Source organism: Pseudomonas frederiksbergensis (assembly GCF_017114915.1).
Classification (GTDB): domain Bacteria; phylum Pseudomonadota; class Gammaproteobacteria; order Pseudomonadales; family Pseudomonadaceae; genus Aquipseudomonas; species Aquipseudomonas frederiksbergensis_I.
The window spans coordinates 224,204-242,572 of the sequence record NZ_JAAUOE010000001.1; the positions used below are offsets into that span (position 1 = coordinate 224,204).

General features: G+C 59.0%; 20 protein-coding genes. 14 read left to right on the forward strand and 6 right to left on the reverse strand.

Features of this window, described 5'->3' with window-relative positions; genetic code table 11:
• Positions 1-3: 3 nt before the first annotated feature.
• Positions 4-1,833, reverse strand: coding sequence for a hypothetical protein (locus HCU66_RS01105; protein ID WP_205886632.1), 1,830 nt, complete (start codon positions 1,831-1,833; stop codon positions 4-6).
• A 161-nt stretch (positions 1,834-1,994) separates the two neighbouring features.
• On the opposite strand from HCU66_RS01105, the gene HCU66_RS01110 reads away from it, so the two are divergent.
• The 3 genes from HCU66_RS01110 (at position 1,995) to HCU66_RS01120 (ending at position 3,664) form a co-directional block, all read left to right on the forward strand.
• Entirely contained in the window at positions 1,995-2,483 is a 489-nt protein-coding gene (locus HCU66_RS01110; RefSeq protein ID WP_007938436.1) for a TIGR00645 family protein, read from the forward strand.
• A 136-nt stretch (positions 2,484-2,619) separates the two neighbouring features.
• Positions 2,620-2,916: a DUF6482 family protein gene (locus tag HCU66_RS01115; protein WP_205886633.1), complete on the forward strand. Its 297-nt coding sequence runs from the start codon at positions 2,620-2,622 to the stop codon at positions 2,914-2,916.
• 130 nt (positions 2,917-3,046) lie between these two features.
• The gene (locus HCU66_RS01120; RefSeq protein WP_007938433.1) at positions 3,047-3,664 is read left to right on the forward strand and encodes a BamJ family beta-barrel-assembly machinery protein; all 618 of its coding nucleotides are present in this window, start codon (positions 3,047-3,049) and stop codon (positions 3,662-3,664) included.
• 113 nt (positions 3,665-3,777) lie between these two features.
• On the opposite strand, the gene HCU66_RS01125 is transcribed toward HCU66_RS01120, so the two are convergent.
• The 3 genes from HCU66_RS01125 to HCU66_RS01135 all read right to left on the reverse strand — a co-directional run bounded on the left by HCU66_RS01125 (position 3,778) and on the right by HCU66_RS01135 (position 5,718).
• Complete coding sequence (locus HCU66_RS01125) at positions 3,778-4,035, reverse strand: PA4570 family protein (protein WP_205886634.1); 258 nt, start codon at positions 4,033-4,035, stop codon at positions 3,778-3,780.
• Between the two features lie 195 nt (positions 4,036-4,230).
• On the reverse strand, positions 4,231-4,572 hold the full coding sequence (locus HCU66_RS01130; protein ID WP_007938431.1) for a zinc ribbon domain-containing protein YjdM: 342 nt from the start codon (positions 4,570-4,572) through the stop codon (positions 4,231-4,233).
• Positions 4,573-4,749: 177 nt separating this feature from the next.
• A complete protein-coding gene (locus HCU66_RS01135) occupies positions 4,750-5,718 on the reverse strand; it encodes a polyprenyl synthetase family protein (RefSeq protein ID WP_019650960.1) in 969 nt (322 codons plus the stop codon).
• A 240-nt stretch (positions 5,719-5,958) separates the two neighbouring features.
• On the opposite strand from HCU66_RS01135, the gene rplU reads away from it, so the two are divergent.
• From rplU to HCU66_RS01160, 5 genes are all read left to right on the forward strand, one after another.
• Positions 5,959-6,273 (forward strand): 50S ribosomal protein L21, encoded by a 315-nt coding sequence (rplU, locus tag HCU66_RS01140; protein WP_007901869.1) that lies wholly within the window; start codon positions 5,959-5,961, stop codon positions 6,271-6,273.
• A 35-nt stretch (positions 6,274-6,308) separates the two neighbouring features.
• Positions 6,309-6,566: a 50S ribosomal protein L27 gene (gene rpmA / locus HCU66_RS01145; protein WP_003228360.1), complete on the forward strand. Its 258-nt coding sequence runs from the start codon at positions 6,309-6,311 to the stop codon at positions 6,564-6,566.
• Between the two features lie 195 nt (positions 6,567-6,761).
• Entirely contained in the window at positions 6,762-7,985 is a 1,224-nt protein-coding gene (gene cgtA / locus HCU66_RS01150; protein WP_205886635.1) for an Obg family GTPase CgtA, read from the forward strand.
• Positions 7,986-8,122: 137 nt separating this feature from the next.
• Positions 8,123-9,241, forward strand: a complete 1,119-nt coding sequence (gene proB / locus HCU66_RS01155; RefSeq protein WP_019581269.1) for a glutamate 5-kinase — start codon at positions 8,123-8,125, stop codon at positions 9,239-9,241.
• Positions 9,242-9,253: 12 nt separating this feature from the next.
• Positions 9,254-9,718 (forward strand): CreA family protein, encoded by a 465-nt coding sequence (locus HCU66_RS01160; RefSeq protein WP_008008690.1) that lies wholly within the window; start codon positions 9,254-9,256, stop codon positions 9,716-9,718.
• Between the two features lie 112 nt (positions 9,719-9,830).
• On the opposite strand, the gene rpsT is transcribed toward HCU66_RS01160, so the two are convergent.
• On the reverse strand, positions 9,831-10,109 hold the full coding sequence (rpsT, locus tag HCU66_RS01165; protein WP_020798646.1) for a 30S ribosomal protein S20: 279 nt from the start codon (positions 10,107-10,109) through the stop codon (positions 9,831-9,833).
• Between the two features lie 252 nt (positions 10,110-10,361).
• Between rpsT and murJ the strand changes: the two genes are divergently transcribed.
• From murJ to ispH, 6 genes are all read left to right on the forward strand, one after another.
• Positions 10,362-11,900 carry a murein biosynthesis integral membrane protein MurJ gene (gene murJ, locus HCU66_RS01170; protein ID WP_205886636.1) on the forward strand — a complete coding sequence of 513 codons (1,539 nt, stop codon included), beginning with the start codon at positions 10,362-10,364 and terminating at the stop codon, positions 11,898-11,900.
• 129 nt (positions 11,901-12,029) lie between these two features.
• Entirely contained in the window at positions 12,030-12,980 is a 951-nt protein-coding gene (gene ribF / locus HCU66_RS01175; RefSeq protein WP_205886637.1) for a bifunctional riboflavin kinase/FAD synthetase, read from the forward strand.
• Complete coding sequence (gene ileS / locus HCU66_RS01180) at positions 12,981-15,812, forward strand: isoleucine--tRNA ligase (RefSeq protein ID WP_205886638.1); 2,832 nt, start codon at positions 12,981-12,983, stop codon at positions 15,810-15,812. It begins immediately after the preceding gene.
• On the forward strand, positions 15,805-16,317 hold the full coding sequence (gene lspA, locus HCU66_RS01185; protein WP_205886639.1) for a signal peptidase II: 513 nt from the start codon (positions 15,805-15,807) through the stop codon (positions 16,315-16,317). The genes ileS and lspA overlap by 8 nt, the downstream gene beginning before the upstream one ends.
• A gap of 7 nt (positions 16,318-16,324) precedes the next feature.
• Positions 16,325-16,762 carry an FKBP-type peptidyl-prolyl cis-trans isomerase gene (gene fkpB, locus HCU66_RS01190; RefSeq protein WP_205886704.1) on the forward strand — a complete coding sequence of 146 codons (438 nt, stop codon included), beginning with the start codon at positions 16,325-16,327 and terminating at the stop codon, positions 16,760-16,762.
• Between the two features lie 133 nt (positions 16,763-16,895).
• Entirely contained in the window at positions 16,896-17,843 is a 948-nt protein-coding gene (gene ispH / locus HCU66_RS01195; protein ID WP_205886640.1) for a 4-hydroxy-3-methylbut-2-enyl diphosphate reductase, read from the forward strand.
• Here the strand turns inward: ispH and HCU66_RS01200 are convergent.
• On the reverse strand, positions 17,812-18,366 hold the full coding sequence (locus tag HCU66_RS01200) for a GspH/FimT family pseudopilin (protein WP_205886705.1): 555 nt from the start codon (positions 18,364-18,366) through the stop codon (positions 17,812-17,814). The two genes, ispH and HCU66_RS01200, sit on opposite strands and share 32 nt — an antisense overlap.
• Positions 18,367-18,369 lie beyond the last annotated feature (3 nt).

The window sequence follows — 18,369 nt, forward strand, 5'->3', positions numbered from 1 at the left end:
AGGCTACTGATCCAGGTCGCCTGGCTCGGTCTTGTCGAGTTTGACCTCGAAACCGTATTGCACGGTGGTGAGGTGGGTTCGCTGATAAGTTTCCAGACGTGTGGGCTGGCCATAGAAGTAATGCACTGCGAATAACGCCGGGCCTTGCGCGCTCGCGTCGTGACTGACCGAAAGAATCTCCTTCAGATAGTTGCCACTGTCGTCCTTGGTAAAAAAGCGCCAGTCCTGGGCGGGGAACAACTTCAGATCGACCACCAACGCATTCCCTTTGAGCGCCAGGCCCTTGGGCAGTTGGTGAGCGTCATACGTTTGCTTGTCGATAGTCGCCAGGAACAACGGCATGGAACCCACCGCGTAGGCGGGTGTTTCTGCAAACAGATTCAGATCGTAGGTGATGCTGCTGCTTAACGGGTCGACCTGATACGCCTCAGGTGGCAGCTCGATCGGACCATCGCGCTGGCCCTTGCTGTCTTGGGTAAAGAACGTCACCGGGCTTTCGCCAGGATTGAAAGCGGTGCCGAGTAGTTCGTCATTGAAGCTTCTGGGGTGATCGAACTCGATGCGCGCGGCGCTCGGATCATCGACCGACTGGCGGATGCTGATGCTTTTTTTCAGTTGTTCCTCACTCAGCGTCGCCCCCTTGAGCCAGGTCGCAGCCTGGTCGTCATACACCACCACTGGCAAGGTCAGTGGCTGGATGGTTTTTTCCGTGGTGTGCGGGTCGAAACGGCGTACCGGCAGGTCCAGGTTCTTGCGGGTCACCGTGACCGCCGAGTAGTCCAGCAGGTTGACTTCAAGGGTGTCGATCGGCCCGTTGAAGTACACCTTGGTGTAATGCCGGGTCTGTTGCTTTTCAAACGCTCGCTGATCGTCGTCCAGCTGTTTTTCGAACGCTTCGCTCCAGGCCTTCTGCTGTTGCATCTGCGCCAGTTGTTTTTGATAGAACGCAATCTGCTCGGCGGTTTCGTTGATCGCGCCCGAGCGAGAGAGGAATTGCCCGGTGGCGTCCCTGGCCTGAACGATCAGCGGTTTGAGCGGTGTATCGTGGACCTCGGGGGCCGGCGGCGCACTGTTGCTGTATTCGATTTCGGCATGGTTTTTTTCAAGCTTCAGCAGGGTGACACTGAGGTTGTCGTTGGTGCGGGTCTGGCCGACGTCCTTCTTCGTCAGGTTGAAGCTGTAGAGTCGGCGCGGGGCGATGACTTCCACCTTGCCTTGCAGGCTCACCGGTTGTGGCAGGCTCTTTTTATCCACATCCAGGCCTTCGATGAAAGGGTAGGTCACTGTCAGATCGTCGGGGTTGGTCAGGTTGGAACTCGATGGGCTCAGTTGAATGCCGGGATCGGTTTCCGACCATTCCGGTTGAAACGCGATGACACGTTTGTTGCTGAGGGTCACCGATTGCCATTCCAGGCCATGAGGGAAAAGGAACGGGCCCGGAATGTTGAAGTTGAAGGGGAATACCGGTTGCAGATCGGTCAGGTAATCCGAGCTGGACTCCTTGTGCAGCACGAACAGACCGTTGATGTAGGTATCGACCAGCGCCTGGGGCGTGGGGTAGTGCTTGAGCACGGCGAGGGCATCTTCGCCGTATTCGGTGACCACCGGTTTGCTGTCGAGCTTGAGTTGCGCGCGCTCGAGCAGCAGCAGTGAGCCGCCGAGTTCGGTCACGACGTCCTTGAGTTTCGGATCCTCGATCGCCTCCAGAGACTTTTCGAACTGCGCGGTCTTTTCCTCGAGACTGACCTGGCGTTTCTCATCGCTGGGTGAACAACCACCGAGCAGCAATGCGAGGCAAAGTCCGGCGCTCGTTAAAGGCAATCGCCCATCCATTTCCAGTCTTCCTGTCCGACGTTCGCTGACCTGTCAATGATCTGGACACTAGCAGAAAAACTTTGTCACACACACGCAGGTTGCGGATTTCCGGGCGGTTTCTGGGTGTAACAGGCGGCTGTTATACTCGCCGCCATTTCCAGCCCCTTGTGTGAGATTCAATGGAACGCTTTATCGAAAATACAATGTACGCCTCCCGCTGGTTACTGGCGCCGATCTATTTCGGCTTGTCGCTGGGCTTGCTGGCATTGGCACTGAAATTCTTCCAGGAGGTCATCCACGTCATCCCTAACGTGTTCTCGATGGCCGAGTCGGATCTGATTCTGGTGCTGCTGTCGCTGATCGACATGGCGCTGGTGGGCGGCTTGCTGGTGATGGTGATGATCTCCGGTTACGAGAACTTCGTTTCCGAACTGGACATCGACGACAGCAAGGAGAAGCTCAACTGGTTGGGCACCATGGATTCGTCTTCGTTGAAGATGAAGGTTGCGGCTTCCATCGTGGCGATTTCGTCGATCCACCTGCTGCGGATCTTCATGGACGCCAAGAACGTCGATCCCGAGCATTTGCAGTGGTACGTGATCATCCACATGACCTTCGTGGTGTCGGCGTTTGCCATGGGTTATCTGGACAAGCTGACCAAGCACTGATCCGCGCCCTTACTTGCTTCATCACACCGCCCGTCTGTTGCGAAACAGACGGGCGGTGTCGTTTGTGGCTTGTACTTTGGCGCGTCGAGGCCTATCCATGTAAGGATCCTGGCTCGCCATTGCGTGAGGTGCGTTCATGAACCTGCAAGAGTTGAATGCGTATGCCATCGCCGGAAAGATCGATGAGCTGAACCTGATCTCGATGGAAGGCGTGTTCTATGTGCTGGAGGCGCGGATCAGTGGCGCGGCGCATCCATTACGCGATACCCATGGTGAGGTATTGCATCTGCGCTCGGTCGAGCATGCGCGTGAAGTGCTCCACGCCTTTCCCAAGTTGTCGTTCAACGTGGTGCACACCTCGGTTCAGGATGAAATGTGTGGTGCCAGCACCGAGGAAAGCCTGAAAGTACCGATCACCTTCCGTTCCGTGTAACAGGGCTGACGCCGCTCATCAACGTGGCGGCATCTGTGCTAGTCTGCTCGCCCTTTTGATTCCGGGCGCTCCGGAATGCGCTGTGCACGCACGGCAAGTTCCAGGGCCGTCCGCACAGCGGAGCAGTGTCATGTCCGAAGTAAATCTGTCCACCGACGAAACCCGCGTCAGCTACGGCATTGGCCGTCAGCTGGGCGACCAGCTGCGTGATAACCCGCCACCGGGCGTGAGCCTGGACGCGATCCTGGCGGGTCTGACCGACGCATTCGCCGGCAAGCCAAGCCGTGTGGGCCAGGAAGAAATGTCCGCCAGCTTCAAAGTGATCCGCGAAATCATGCAAGCCGAAGCCGCTGCCAAAGCTGAAGCCGCTGCTGGCGAAGGTCTGGCGTTCCTGGCTGAAAACGCCAAGCGCGAAGGCATCACCACCCTGGCCTCCGGCCTGCAGTTCGAAGTGCTGACCCAAGGTGAAGGCGCCAAGCCGACCCGTGAAGATCAGGTGCGCACTCACTACCACGGCACGCTGATCGACGGCACTGTGTTCGACAGCTCCTACGAGCGCGGTCAGCCGGCAGAATTCCCGGTGGGTGGCGTTATCGCTGGCTGGACCGAAGCCCTGCAACTGATGAACGCCGGCAGCAAATGGCGTCTGTACGTGCCGAGCGAACTGGCTTATGGCGCTCAAGGCGTTGGCAGCATTCCACCGCATAGCGTACTGGTATTCGACGTCGAACTGCTCGACGTTCTGTAATCCGGACTACCTGCAGGAGCCGGCTTGCTGGCGAATTGCATCCATACGGTTTCAAATATGTACCGCGTGGTTCGCATCGCTGGCAAGCCAGCTCCTACAGGGTTTTGTGTTTCTCATACTTCGATCTTGTTGTGCAGCTCATTCGTCGGGCGCAACGCCCGGGCATAGCAGAACAGAAACAGATTGCGCACCAGTTCCTTGAGTACCACCGGTTCGCTGGAACTCAGGCCGTTGACGTCCAGATCACCCTGATCCTGCAGCTCGTTCAAGGCCTCTTCTTCAAGTACCGCACAGACTTCCCCGGTCTCCCGATGCAGGATTCTGAGGTAAGGGTGTGGGCGGTCCAGCCAGGCATCGATCAAATAAGTCATGAGTCTCATCTCCATTGATAAGTTTCAATGAGAATAATTCCTATTCGTCAAATAGCAAGGGCCTATTGGTGGTTTGTGTTTTTTCTGTCGAGGGATTGCTGGAGGTCAAAACGACTGGCGTTTAGCGAATGCTGGGTGATGCGAGGGAGGGCGAAGCACCATCCCACGCCAGGCGCGGGATGGAATACAGCAGGCTCAGACTTTTCTGACGAACTCGGATTTGAGCTTCATCGGGCCGATACCGTCGATCTTGCAGTCGATGTCGTGATCGCCATCGCACAGACGGATGTTCTTGACCTTGGTGCCGACCTTGACCACCAGCGACGTGCCTTTGACCTTGAGGTCCTTGATCACGGTGATGGTATCGCCGTCCTGCAGGACGTTACCGACCGAGTCCTTTTTCACGGTGTCGTCGGACGCCACTTCGGCTTCGCCGTTGGCGGACCACTCATGGGCGCACTCCGGGCAGATCAGCTGTGCGCCGTCTTCGTAGGTGTATTCGGAATTGCATTTTGGGCAGGGTGGCAACGTGCTCACTAAAGCTCCTCGGATTCAGGATGGCTAAAAAGCGCACATTATATAGGGATTTCTGCGGGGCGGGGCGACACATGATTTGTAGGAGCGGGCTTGCCCGCGAATGCGGTGTGTCAGTCACATTAATGTCGACTGGTAGATCGCATTCGCGGGCAAGCCCGCTCCTACAGAGGGTGCGGATCAGTGCGTACGGGCGACTGCAAACTCGCTCAACTCCACCAGCGCATCGCGGTATTCGCTGGCGGGCAGGGCGTCGAGGCACTTGATCGCACGGGCCACGTAGTCGCGGGCCAGTTGCGCGGTGTAATCCAGCGAGCCGGAAGCTTCGACGGCTTCGCGAATGCTTTCCAGATCTTCGATGCCACCTTTCTGGATCGCCTGACGAACCAGTGCGGCCTGCTCCGGAGTGCCTTCGCGCATGGTGTAGATCAGCGGCAGCGTCGGTTTGCCCTCGGCCAGATCGTCACCGACGTTCTTGCCCAGGGTCTCGGCGTCGCCACGGTAGTCCAGCAGGTCATCGACCAGTTGGAACGCCACCCCCAGGTGATCGCCGAAGGTGCGCAGCGCTTCGCTCTGTTCCAGCGAGGCACCGGCCAGGGCCGCGGCACTGTGGGTCGAAGCCTCGAAGAGCATCGCGGTTTTGCCGCGGATGACTTCCATGTAGGTTTCTTCGGTGGTGCTGGCGTCGCGGACCTTCGACAACTGCAACACTTCGCCTTCAGCGATGATGCGCGTGGCTTGGGAAAGGATCTTCATTACCGGCATGGAGCCCAGTTCGACCATCATTTCGAAAGAACGCGAATACAGGAAATCGCCTACCAGCACGCTCGGCGCGTTGCCCCACATGGCATTGGCGGTCGAACGGCCACGGCGCATGCCGGACATGTCGACGACGTCGTCGTGCAGCAGGGTGGCGGTGTGCAAGAACTCGATGGTCGCAGCCAGCAGACGCAGGTCATCGCCTTCACGACCCAGTGCCTTGCCGCACAGCAGCACGAGCAAAGGACGCAGGCGTTTACCGCCAGCCGAGGTAATGTAGTCGCCGATTTTCGATACCAGCGGCACTCGGGAAGTCAGCTGTTTCTTGATGATGCCGTCGACGGCGCTAAAATCGTCCGCCACCGCGCGGTAGAAAGCTTGGGGTTGCATCAGCGACAGTTGCTCCAGAAGGGTTGCGCGGCATGCTAGGACCCGCGTCCGGGCCTGTCAAGGCGCGATGGGTGGCCTATTGCAAGGCGCTCGTGCCTTGCGTACAATCGCGCACCCTGAACTTCCTGGGCAGCACCTGCCTTACGCAATTGCAAGCGGGCCTTCCAGCCTCATGCAGCCATGCCAGCCAATACCTCTTCTTATAAAGAGCTGGGTGAGCAGGATTATCGGAGAAATACCATGTCTTATGCAGTAATCGTTACTGGTGGCAAGCAGTACAAAGTCGCTCCAGGTGAATACCTGAAGATCGAAAAACTGGAAATCGCTACCGGCGAATCCGTAACTTTTGATCGCGTTCTGTTGGTTGCCAATGGCGACGACGTGAATATCGGCGCTCCAGTTGTTCCTGGCGCTACCGTTGTGGCTGAAGTGATCTCCCAAGGTCGTCACGATAAAGTCCGCATCATCAAGTTCCGTCGCCGTAAGCACCACATGAAGCGTATGGGCCACCGCCAGTGGTACACCGAGATCAAAATCACCGGTATTCAGGCTTAATTTCAGCCTAATTCCTCACTAGGAGAATTGAACTCATGGCACACAAAAAAGCTGGTGGTAGTACCCGTAACGGTCGCGACTCAGAAGCCAAACGCCTTGGCGTGAAGATGTATGGCGGCCAGGTCATCAAGGCCGGCAACATCATCGTGCGTCAGCGCGGCACCCAATTCCACGCTGGCTACGGCGTTGGCATGGGTAAAGATCACACCCTCTTCGCGAAAATCGAAGGCGTGATCAAGTTTGAAGTAAAAGGCGCCTTCGGTCGTCGTTACGTGAGCGTCGTCGCAGCTTAATTGCGCGATCGCTGGAAAAGCCCTGTCTTGCGACGGGGCTTTTTCGTTTGTGGGGTGAGTCTCTTGCAAAGCTGTTTGTGATGGGCTCCAGCGCTGTATTGGCGGTCGTTGATTGAGGTCGCTGCGCTCATTTTTGCAAGAGTCTTATGTCTTGGTTGTTTTTCGGCTCGTCCGTATGGCGAGAGGCGTTTTGTTATGAAGTTTGTTGATGAAGTATCGATTCGAGTAAAGGCCGGCGACGGTGGCAACGGTTGCATGAGTTTCCGTCGGGAAAAATTCATCGAAAACGGCGGTCCGAACGGTGGTGATGGTGGTGATGGCGGTTCCATCTACATGATGGCCGACGAAAACCTCAACACGCTGGTCGACTACCGTTACACGCGGCACTTCGATGCTGAGCGCGGCTCCAACGGCGGCAGTACCGACTGCACCGGCAAAAAAGGTGAAGATCTGGTCCTGCGGGTGCCGGTCGGTACCACGGTGATCGACTCTGCCACCCAGGAAGTCATCGGCGACCTGACCAAGGCTGGTCAGCGTCTGCTCGTGGTTCAGGGCGGCTGGCATGGTCTGGGCAACACTCGTTTCAAATCCAGTACCAACCGCGCGCCGCGCCAGACCACGCCGGGCAAGCCGGGTGAGCAGCGCGACCTGAAGCTGGAAATGAAGGTGTTGGCGGACGTCGGTCTGCTCGGTTTGCCGAACGCTGGCAAAAGTACCTTCATTCGCTCGGTGTCGGCCGCCAAGCCGAAAGTCGCTGACTATCCGTTCACCACGCTGGTGCCGAACCTGGGTGTGGTCAGTGTCGATCGCTGGAAGAGCTTCGTGGTCGCGGATATTCCGGGTCTGATCGAAGGGGCTTCCGAAGGCGCGGGCCTGGGGATTCGCTTCCTCAAGCACTTGTCGCGTACCCGTTTGCTGCTGCACCTTGTCGACATGGCGCCGCTGGATGACACCAGTGCTGCGGATGCCGCTGAAGTGATCGTCAGCGAGCTGACCAAATTCAGCCCGTCCCTGGCCGAGCGTGATCGCTGGCTGGTGCTGAACAAGTGCGACCAGATCCTCGAAGAAGAGCACGATGCTCGCGTCAAGGAAATCGTTGATCGTCTGGAGTGGACCGGTCCGGTCTACGTGGTTTCGGCGATCGCCAAGCAAGGCACCGAGCGTCTGTGCCATGACATCATGCGTTACCTGGAAGATCGTGCCGATCGCCTGGCTAACGACCCGGCCTACAAGGAAGAGCTGGCCGAACTCGATCAGCGCATCGAAGACGAAGCTCGCGCCCAGTTGCAGGCGCTGGACGATCAGCGTGCCCTGCGTCGCAGTGGCGTCAAGTCGGTCCATGACATCGGTGACGACGATTGGGACGAAGAAGATGTGGATGACGAAGACGGTCCGGAAATCATTTACGTGCGTGACTGATTCGTTGCGATAAACTTAAGCGCCGCTCACTGGAGCGGCGTTTTAGTATCTGGAAATCGACTGTTGGTCACGAAGAACCACGAATAACGTCACGGGCAGTGCCAGGTCGCGCTGTCCTCAAGCTAAGGTTGAAGATGATGCGGAGCAAGGTGACAGGTGCGCAGCGTTGGGTCGTAAAGATCGGCAGCGCTTTGCTGACGGCGGACGGCAAGGGCCTGGATCGCGCGGCAATGGGTGTCTGGGTCGAGCAGATGGTTGCCCTGCACGAAGCAGGTGTTGAGCTGGTGCTGGTGTCCTCCGGGGCGGTGGCGGCGGGCATGAGCCGTCTGGGCTGGACCTCGCGACCCAGTGCCATGCATGAGTTGCAGGCGGCTGCCGCTATCGGTCAGATGGGGTTGGTGCAGGCTTGGGAGTCGAGCTTCGCCGAGCATGGTCGGCATACCGCACAGATTCTCCTGACCCACGACGATTTGTCCGACCGCAAGCGCTACCTGAATGCTCGCAGTACCCTGCGTGCGCTGGTCGAGCTCAAGGTCATCCCGGTGATCAATGAAAATGACACGGTGGTCACTGACGAAATCCGTTTTGGCGACAACGACACATTGGCGGCGTTGGTGGCGAACCTGGTCGAAGCCGATTTGCTGGTGATCCTCACCGATCGCGACGGCATGTTCGATGCCGATCCGCGCAACAATCCCGATGCCAAGCTGATTTACGAGGCGCGCGCCGATGATCCGGCGCTGGATGCAGTGGCTGGCGGCACCGGCGGTGCGCTGGGGCGCGGAGGTATGCAGACTAAATTGCGTGCCGCGCGTCTGGCGGCGCGTTCCGGGGCGCACACCATTATCGTTGGTGGGCGCATTGAGCGAGTGCTGGATCGCCTCAAGGCCGGCGAGCGCATCGGTACCTTGCTGTCGCCTGAGCGCGGCATGTTGGCGGCGCGCAAGCAGTGGCTGGCCGGGCACCTGCAGACCCGCGGCACGCTGGTGCTGGATGCGGGGGCGGTGACGGCGTTGTCCCAGGGCAACAAGAGTTTGCTGCCGGTGGGTGTGAAGTTGGTCCAGGGCAGTTTCCGTCGTGGCGAAATGGTGGTTTGCGTGGCACCGGACGGTCGTGAAATTGCCCGTGGCCTGGCCAACTACAGCGCCCTGGAAGCACAAAAAATCATCGGTCAGTCGTCTGAGGCGATTGTCGGTTTGTTGGGGTACATGGCGGAGCCGGAGCTGGTTCACCGCGATAACCTGATTCTGGTCTGAAGGAATACCTGAATGCGTGTGGCAAAAGGATTATTGGGCTTGTTGTTGGCGATGCCGCTGCTGGCCTCGGCCGAGGAGATCGGCCAGGTGTCGACGGTATTCAAATTCGTCGGCCCGAACGACCGTATTGTTGTCGAAGCGTTTGATGATCCGAAGGTGGATGGCGTGACCTGCTACTTGTCGCGCGCCAAGACGGGCGGTGTGAAGGGTGGTCTGGGGTTGGCTGAAGATCGCGCTGAAGCGTCTATTGCGTGTCGTCAGGTCGGGCCGATCAACTTCAAGGGTGAGCTCAAGGATGGCGAAGAAGTGTTCAAGGAGCGCACTTCGCTGGTGTTCAAGACCATGCAAGTGGTGCGATTCCTCGACAAGAAGCGCAATACGCTGGTGTATCTGGTCTATAGCGATCGTTTGATCGAGGGCAGTCCGCAGAATGCGGTGACGGCGATTCCGATTCTGCCGTGGGCTCACGCTCAGTAAGCTAGCGAAATGTGGGGGCAGGCCTGCTCCCACATTTTTTTTGCGGGGTATTTGGTAAATCGCAGGCAATAAAAAACCGACCCTGAGGTCGGTTTTTTAACGAGCGCGTCGCTTAGGCAGCAGCGGCAACGTTCAGGGCCTTGACGTGGCCATTCAGGCGGCTCTTATGGCGAGCGGCTTTGTTCTTGTGGATGATGCCTTTATCGGCCATGCGGTCGATAACTGGCACAGCCAGAACGTAAGCAGCTTGAGCTTTTTCAGCGTCTTTTGCGTCGATGGCTTTAACTACATTCTTGATGTAGGTACGAACCATGGAACGCAGGCTGGCGTTGTGGCTGCGACGCTTCTCAGCCTGTTTTGCACGTTTTTTGGCGGAAGGTGAGTTGGCCACCGTCGAGCTCCTCGAAAGACTTTTTAGGAAATAGCAAACAAAATAGGCCGCGAATCATGCCGATGAGTTGATGTCTTGTCAAGGGCGGTTGAAACGATCCGCTAAGTGGCAGGTATGGAACGTCGGGATATTTATTTCCGGCGTGCGACCTGTAAACTCGCGAGCTTTGGCTCTGTGCTGTTGCGGCGCGGAGTATCGCATAAGTGGGCGCATTGTTCGCCTGCTGTTTATCGACAGGCACAAACTCTTTCAATGAATCTGCTCAAATCGTTGGCCGCTGTCAGCTCTATCACGATGCTTTCCCGGGTGTTGGGGTTTGTTCGTGACACCCTTGTCGCCCGTGCATTTGGCGCGGGAATGGCGACCGACGCCTTCTTTATCGCCTTCAAACTGCCCAATCTGTTGCGGCGTATCTTCGCCGAAGGGGCATTTTCCCAAGCCTTCGTGCCCATTCTTGCCGAATACAAAAGCCAGCAGGGCGAGGAGGCGACGCGAACTTTCATTGCCTACGTCTCAGGGTTGCTGACGCTGGTGCTGGCGCTGGTTACCGCGTTGGGCATACTCGCCGCGCCCTGGGTCATCTGGGCCACGGCACCAGGTTTTACCAGTACCCCGGAAAAATTCCAGCTGACCGCCGACCTGCTGCGGGTCACGTTCCCTTATATATTGCTGATCTCCCTGTCCTCATTGGCCGGAGCGATCCTCAACACCTGGAACCGTTTCTCGGTGCCGGCCTTCGTACCGACCCTGCTCAATGTCAGCATGATCATCTTTGCGGTGTTCCTGACGCCGTACTTCGATCCGCCGGTGATGGCGCTGGGCTGGGCCGTTCTGGTGGGTGGCCTGGCGCAGCTGCTGTTTCAGCTACCGCACCTGAAAAAAATCGGCATGCTGGTACTGCCACGGCTGAACCTGCGCGATAGCGGTGTCTGGCGGGTCATGAAGCAGATGCTGCCCGCGATCATTGGCGTTTCGGTGAGCCAGATTTCGTTGATCATCAACACCATCTTTGCCTCGTTTCTGGTGGCCGGGTCCGTGTCCTGGATGTATTACGCCGACCGCCTGATGGAATTGCCCTCCGGTGTGCTGGGCGTGGCACTGGGCACGATTCTGCTGCCGACCCTGGCCAAGACCTACGCCAGTCAGGATCGCCACGAATACTCGCGAATCCTCGATTGGGGGCTGCGCCTGTGCTTCATGCTGGTGTTGCCATGCGCCCTGGCGCTGGGGATTCTGGCTGAGCCGTTGACGGCTTCGCTGTTCCAATACGGTCAGTTCAGCGCTTTCGATGCGGCCATGACCCAGCGTGCGCTAATCGCTTATTCCGTCGGCTTGCTGGGGATTATCGTGATCAAAGTGCTGGCGCCGGGCTTTTATGCGCAACAAAACATCCGGACCCCGGTAAAAATCGCGATTTTCACCCTGATCGTCACTCAGTTGTTCAACCTGGCGCTGATCGGTCCGCTGGCGCACGCCGGCCTGGCCTTGGCCATCAGTGCGGGTGCTTGCATCAATGCCGGGCTGCTGTTCTATCAACTGCGCAAGCAGCAGATGTATCAACCGCAGCCGGGCTGGGCGAAGTTCGGGTTCAAACTGCTGGTGGCGGTAGCGGTGATGTCCGCGGTATTGCTGGGTGCGATGCATTTTATGCCGGCCTGGGGGCAGGGCCATATGCTTGAGCGTCTGCTGCGTCTGGGCGCATTGGTGGTCGCCGGCGTGGTGGCGTATTTCGGCATGTTGCTGTTGATGGGCTTCCGTTTGCGCGACTTCAATCGCAAGGCCTTGAGCTGAGGCTTTTGTCTCGATAAGCACGGGCGAGCGGGCAGTTTTGTCGGCTCGATCACTTTGGGTTACGGTGTTGCCTGTCGTCGGCCGCCGGGTGTGGTTATAATCGACCACTTTATGAGCAAGAAGCGCGTTATGCAGCTGGTCCGAGGCCTCCACAACCTGCGCCCCCAGCATCGGGGCTGTGTCGCCACTATTGGCAACTTTGACGGTGTTCACCGTGGTCACCAGGCTATCCTGGCCCGGCTGCGTGAGCGTGCGCTCGAGTTGGGCGTGCCCTGCTGCGTGGTGATTTTCGAGCCGCAGCCGCGAGAATTTTTCGCCCCGGACACCGCCCCGGCCCGTCTGGCTCGCCTGCGGGACAAGCTGCAGCTGCTGGCTAAAGAAGGTGTCGACCGGGTGCTGTGCCTGGCTTTCAATCAGCGGCTGAGCAAACTCAGCGCCAGAGCTTTCGTCGATACCATCTTGGTGGATGGCCTCGGCGTGCAGCATCTGGAGGTCGGTGACGATTTCCGTTTCGGCTGTGACCGGCTAGGGGATTTCGATTTCCTGCAACAGGCCGGCGTCCTTCAGGGGTTTACCGTCGAAGCGGCGCGGACCGTCGAGCTGGACGGCATTCGTGTCAGCAGCACTCAGGTGCGTAATGCCCTGGCCGCTGCCGATTTTGCCCTGGCCGAGCGGTTGCTTGGTCGTCCGTTCCGGATTGTCGGGCGGGTCCTGCACGGCCAGAAGCTGGGGCGCCAGTTGGGTACGCCCACGGCCAATGTGCAGCTCAAGCGTCGTCGTGTGCCGCTGAGCGGGGTTTACCTGGTCAGCGTCAACATCGACGGCAAGACCTGGCCAGGCGTCGCCAATATCGGCGTGCGGCCAACGGTCGAAGGGGATGGCAAAGCCCACCTCGAAGTGCATCTTTTAGATTTTGCCGGCGATCTGTATGACCGGCGTTTGACGGTGGTTTTCCACCACAAGCTGCGTGAAGAGCAGCGTTTCGCCTCTCTGGAGGCGCTTAAGACGGCGATCAATGCGGATATCGCCGCCGCCCGTGCCCTGTCGCACCTAGCGCCAATCGCTAATGAAGAGCCTTAAATGACCGACTATAAAGCCACGCTAAACCTTCCGGACACCGCCTTCCCAATGAAGGCCGGCCTGCCTCAGCGCGAACCGCAGATTCTGCAGCGCTGGGACAGCATTGGCCTGTACGGTAAGTTGCGCGAGATTGGCAAGGATCGTCCGAAGTTCGTACTGCACGACGGTCCTCCGTACGCCAACGGCACGATTCACATCGGTCATGCGCTGAACAAGATCCTCAAGGACATGATCATCCGCTCGAAAACCCTGTCGGGTTTCGACGCACCTTATGTTCCAGGCTGGGACTGCCACGGTCTGCCGATCGAGCACAAAGTCGAAGTGACCCACGGCAAGAACCTGGGCGCCGACAAGACCCGCGAACTGTGCCGTGCCTACGCCACCGAGCAGATCGAAGGCCAGAAGTCTGAATTCATCCGTCTGGGCGTGTTGGGCGACTTCGCCAACCCGTACAAGACCATGGACTTCAAAAACGAGGCCGGTGAAATCCGCGCCCTGGCGGAAATCGTCAAGGGTGGCTTTGTGTTCAAGGGCCTCAAGCCGGTGAACTGGTGCTTCGACTGCGGTTCGGCCCTGGCTGAAGCGGAAGTCGAGTACGAAAACAAAAAGTCCGCGACCATCGATGTGGCGTTCCCGATCGCCGACGAAGCCAAACTGGCGGCCGCATTCGGTCTGCCGTCGTTGGGCAAACCGGCTTCGATCGTGATCTGGACCACCACCCCGTGGACCATCCCGGCCAACCAGGCGCTGAACGTTCACCCTGAGTTCAACTACGCCCTGGTCGACGTCGGCGACAAGCTGCTGGTGCTGGCCGAAGAGCTGGTCGAATCCTGCCTGGCCCGCTACGGCGTGGAAGGTTCGGTGATCGCCACCACCACCGGTAAAGCGCTGGAACTGATCAACTTCCGTCACCCGTTCTACGATCGCCTGTCGCCGGTTTACCTGGCCGACTACGTCGAACTGGGCGCAGGCACAGGCGTGGTTCACTCCTCGCCAGCCTACGGCGTAGACGACTTCGTGACCTGCAAAGCCTACGGCATGGTCAACGACGACATCCTGAACCCGGTACAAAGCAATGGCGTGTATGTGCCATCGCTGGAGTTCTTCGGCGGCCAGTTCATCTGGAAGGCCAACCCGGCCATCGTCGACAAACTGACCGAAGTCGGCGCGCTGCTGCACACCACCACCATCGAACACAGCTACATGCACTGCTGGCGTCACAAGACCCCGCTGATCTACCGCGCCACCGCGCAGTGGTTCATCGGCATGGACAAAGAGCCTGCGGCGGGCGACACCCTGCGCAAACGCGCAATCAAAGCCATCGAAGACACCAGATTCGTTCCTGCCTGGGGCCAGGCGCGTCTGCACTCGATGATCGCCAACCGTCCGGACTGGTGCATCTCCCGTCAGCGTAACTGGGGTGTGCCGATCCCGTTCTTCCTGAACAAGGAAAGCGGCGAACTGCACCCACGCACCGTCGAACTGATGGAAATCGTCGCCCAGCGCGTCGAAGTCGAAGGCATCGAAGCCTGGTTCAAGATGGACGCCGCCGAGTTGCTCGGTGATGAAGCGCCGCTGTACGACAAGATCAGCGATACCCTGGACGTCTGGTTCGACTCGGGCACCACGCACTGGCATGTCCTGCGCGGTTCGCACCCGATGGGCCACGAGAGCGGTCCACGCGCCGACCTGTACCTGGAAGGCTCGGACCAGCACCGCGGCTGGTTCCACTCGTCGTTGCTGACCGGTTGCGCCATCGATGATCACGCACCGTACCGCGAGCTGCTGACCCACGGTTTCACCGTCGACGAATCCGGTCGCAAAATGTCCAAGTCCCTAGGCAACGTGATCGCGCCGCAGAAAGTCAACGACACCCTGGGCGCCGACATCATGCGCCTGTGGGTCGCTTCCACCGATTACTCGGGTGAAATGGCGGTTTCCGAGCAGATCCTGCAACGCAGTGCGGACGCCTACCGACGCATCCGTAACACCGCGCGCTTCCTGCTTTCCAACCTGACCGGTTTCAACCCGGCCACTGACCTGCTGCCGGCCGAAGAGATGCTCGCCCTGGACCGTTGGGCCGTGGACCGCACCCTGTTGCTGCAGCGTGAGCTGCAGGAGCACTACGGCGAATACCGCTTCTGGAACGTCTATTCCAAGATCCACAACTTCTGCGTGCAGGAGCTGGGTGGTTTCTACCTGGACATCATCAAGGACCGTCAGTACACCACTGGCGCCGACAGCAAGGCCCGTCGTTCGTGCCAGAGCGCGCTGTTCCATATCAGCGAAGCGCTGGTGCGCTGGATCGCGCCGATCCTGGCGTTCACCGCCGACGAGCTGTGGCAGTACCTGCCGGGCGAGCGTAACGAATCCGTGATGCTCAACACCTGGTACGAAGGCCTGTCCGAATTGCCGGAAGGCTTCGAACTGGACCGCGCCTACTGGGATCGGATCATGGCGGTGAAGGTGGCGGTCAACAAGGAAATGGAAATCCAGCGCGCGGCGAAGGCCGTCGGTGGCAACCTGCAAGCCGAAGTGACGCTGTTCGCCGAAGACGCGCTGACCGCCGACCTGGCCAAGCTGAGCAACGAACTGCGTTTCGTGCTGATCACTTCGACCGCCAGCGTTGCGCCATTGGTGCAGGCACCGGCCGATGCCGTGGTCACCGAAGTCAGCGGCCTGAAGCTCAAGATTGTCAAGTCGAGTCACGCCAAGTGCGCCCGTTGCTGGCACTGCCGCGAAGACGTCGGCGTGAACCCGGAGCATCCGGAAATCTGCGGCCGTTGCGTCGACAACATCAGCGGCGTCGGCGAGGTTCGTCACTATGCCTAATGCCGTTGGCCGTTTCGGACGGCTGAGTTGGCTCTGGTTGAGCGTGCTGGTCCTGGTCATCGACCAGGCCAGCAAGTTCTACTTCGAAAGCTCGCTGAGCATGTACCAGCAAATCGTGGTGATCCCCGATTACTTCAGCTGGACCCTGGCCTACAACACCGGCGCGGCGTTCAGCTTCCTTGCCGACAGCTCCGGCTGGCAGCGCTGGCTGTTCGCCCTGATCGCAGTGGTGGTCAGCGCGGTGCTGGTGGTCTGGCTCAAGCGTCTGGGGCGCAATGAAACCTGGCTGGCGGTCGCCTTGGCGCTGGTGCTGGGTGGTGCGCTGGGTAATCTGTACGACCGCATTGCCCTGGGCCATGTGATCGATTTCATTCTGGTGCACTGGCAGAACCGCTGGTATTTCCCGGCGTTCAACTTTGCTGACAGTGCCATTTCTGTCGGTGCCGTGATGCTTGCACTGGATATGTTCAAAAGTAAAAAGACCGGAGAAGCCGTTCATGACTGAACAGGTATTGGCTGAGCAACGCATCGGCCAGAACACGGAAGTCACTTTGCACTTTGCATTGCGCCTGGAGAACGGCGACACCGTCGACAGCACCTTCGACAAAGCCCCGGCGACTTTCAAGGTCGGCGACGGCAACCTGTTGCCAGGCTTCGAAGCCACGCTGTTCGGCTTCAAGGCCGGCGACAAGCGCAGCCTGACCATCGAGCCGGAAAACGCCTTTGGTCAGCCTAATCCGCAAAACGTGCAGATCATCCCGCGTTCGCAGTTCCAGGACATGGAACTGTCGCCAGGATTACTGGTGATCTTCAACGATGCGGCCAATACCGAGCTGCCAGGCGTAGTGAAAGAGTTCGATGACGCGCAAGTGACCATCGACTTCAACCACCCGCTCGCCGGTAAAACCTTGACCTTTGACGTCGAGATCATCAACGTCAAAGCGCTGTAAACGCTGTTCTGTAGGAGCTGGCTTGCCAGCGAAGGGGCCATCAGGTTCGCCGCAACGCTCATGGGCCTCATCGCCGGCAAGCCGGCTCCTACAATGATCTAATTTTCCTTGCGCGCAAGACACGAGGCACAGCATGCAAATCAAACTCGCCAACCCCCGTGGCTTCTGCGCCGGTGTGGACCGGGCGATCGAAATCGTCAACCGCGCCCTGGAAGTCTTCGGGCCGCCGATCTATGTGCGCCACGAAGTGGTCCACAATAAATTCGTCGTCGAAGACCTGCGTGCCCGGGGAGCGATTTTCGTCGAAGAACTGGATCAGGTGCCGGACGACGTGATCGTGATCTTCAGTGCCCACGGCGTTTCCCAGGCCGTGCGCACCGAAGCCGCTGGCCGTGGCCTGAAGGTATTCGACGCGACCTGCCCGCTGGTGACCAAGGTGCACATCGAAGTCGCGCGTTACAGCCGCGACGGTCGTGAATGCATCCTCATCGGCCACGCCGGCCACCCGGAAGTCGAAGGCACCATGGGCCAGTACGATGGCAGCAATGGTGGCGCGATCTATCTGGTCGAAGACGAGAAAGACGTCGCCGCGTTGCAGGTGCACAACCCTGAAAGACTGGCCTTCGTCACCCAGACCACCTTGTCCATGGACGATACCAGTCGCGTGATCGATGCCCTGCGTACACGTTTCCCGGCGATCGGCGGTCCGCGCAAGGACGACATCTGCTACGCCACGCAAAACCGTCAGGACGCCGTCAAGCAACTGGCGGACGAATGCGATGTAGTGCTGGTGGTCGGCAGCCCGAACAGCTCCAACTCCAATCGTTTGCGTGAACTGGCCGAACGCATGGCCACTCCGGCCTATCTGATCGACGGCGCCGAAGACTTGCAAAAGAGCTGGTTCGACGGTGTCGAGCGTATTGGCATCACCGCCGGTGCCTCCGCTCCGGAAGTGCTGGTGCGTGGCGTGATCCAGCAATTGCAGGCCTGGGGCGCCACCAGTGCCGATGAACTGGCCGGTCGCGAGGAGAACATCACCTTCTCCATGCCTAAAGAGCTGCGCGTGCGTTCCTTGCTTTAACGTTTTTCCCGGGACACAACGCCTGCTCAGCCTTATGGCTGCGCAGGCTGACGCGGCCGGTCCGGGCCAGTACCACCTGGAGCTGGCTGACCGGCTCGCGGCTTGCGCAAATGTGCAACGTCCCCGCTTGAAAGGCCCGTCTGGGCATCAGCGGTTCGCCCAGACTGCTGAAACGCACGAAACGCCTGACCGCCCAATTGCCGACAATCGGCACCCGGGTGCTGCTCGCATGCTCAACCAGCAGCGGATTGCTGCTGTCCTCCGGTCCTTTGCCGCTGATATCCAGAATGATCCGCCAGCCCTGACCCCAGTCGCCGTTGATGCCGTGTATCACAACACTCTGATTGCGTGTGATAGCAGCGGTTCTTGCATTACGCATACCACTGATAATCGATTGCGCCGCCTGCTCCCGATGGTTCGATTCTGTCAGCGCGGCGAACGCTGGACTGACCAATAGCAGAACAATCCCGACAATTGTCAGTCCCATGAGCAGTTCGATCAGGCTGAAACCTTGCTGAGGCATGTC

Coding starts and splice junctions, on each gene's coding strand:
- ispH (WP_205886640.1), top strand. CDS start 16,896: ATGCAAATCAAACTCGCCAACCCCCGTGGCTTCTGCGCCGGTGTGGAC.
- rpmA (WP_003228360.1), top strand. CDS start 6,309: ATGGCACACAAAAAAGCTGGTGGTAGTACCCGTAACGGTCGCGACTCA.
- cgtA (WP_205886635.1), top strand. CDS start 6,762: ATGAAGTTTGTTGATGAAGTATCGATTCGAGTAAAGGCCGGCGACGGT.
- rplU (WP_007901869.1), top strand. CDS start 5,959: ATGTCTTATGCAGTAATCGTTACTGGTGGCAAGCAGTACAAAGTCGCT.
- lspA (WP_205886639.1), top strand. CDS start 15,805: ATGCCTAATGCCGTTGGCCGTTTCGGACGGCTGAGTTGGCTCTGGTTG.
- ribF (WP_205886637.1), top strand. CDS start 12,030: ATGCAGCTGGTCCGAGGCCTCCACAACCTGCGCCCCCAGCATCGGGGC.
- HCU66_RS01120 (WP_007938433.1), top strand. CDS start 3,047: ATGTCCGAAGTAAATCTGTCCACCGACGAAACCCGCGTCAGCTACGGC.
- HCU66_RS01115 (WP_205886633.1), top strand. CDS start 2,620: ATGAACCTGCAAGAGTTGAATGCGTATGCCATCGCCGGAAAGATCGAT.
- ileS (WP_205886638.1), top strand. CDS start 12,981: ATGACCGACTATAAAGCCACGCTAAACCTTCCGGACACCGCCTTCCCA.
- HCU66_RS01125 (WP_205886634.1), bottom strand. CDS start 4,035: ATGACTTATTTGATCGATGCCTGGCTGGACCGCCCACACCCTTACCTC.
- HCU66_RS01160 (WP_008008690.1), top strand. CDS start 9,254: ATGCGTGTGGCAAAAGGATTATTGGGCTTGTTGTTGGCGATGCCGCTG.
- proB (WP_019581269.1), top strand. CDS start 8,123: ATGCGGAGCAAGGTGACAGGTGCGCAGCGTTGGGTCGTAAAGATCGGC.
- HCU66_RS01200 (WP_205886705.1), bottom strand. CDS start 18,366: ATGCCTCAGCAAGGTTTCAGCCTGATCGAACTGCTCATGGGACTGACA.
- HCU66_RS01105 (WP_205886632.1), bottom strand. CDS start 1,833: ATGGATGGGCGATTGCCTTTAACGAGCGCCGGACTTTGCCTCGCATTG.
- HCU66_RS01110 (WP_007938436.1), top strand. CDS start 1,995: ATGGAACGCTTTATCGAAAATACAATGTACGCCTCCCGCTGGTTACTG.
- murJ (WP_205886636.1), top strand. CDS start 10,362: ATGAATCTGCTCAAATCGTTGGCCGCTGTCAGCTCTATCACGATGCTT.
- HCU66_RS01135 (WP_019650960.1), bottom strand. CDS start 5,718: ATGCAACCCCAAGCTTTCTACCGCGCGGTGGCGGACGATTTTAGCGCC.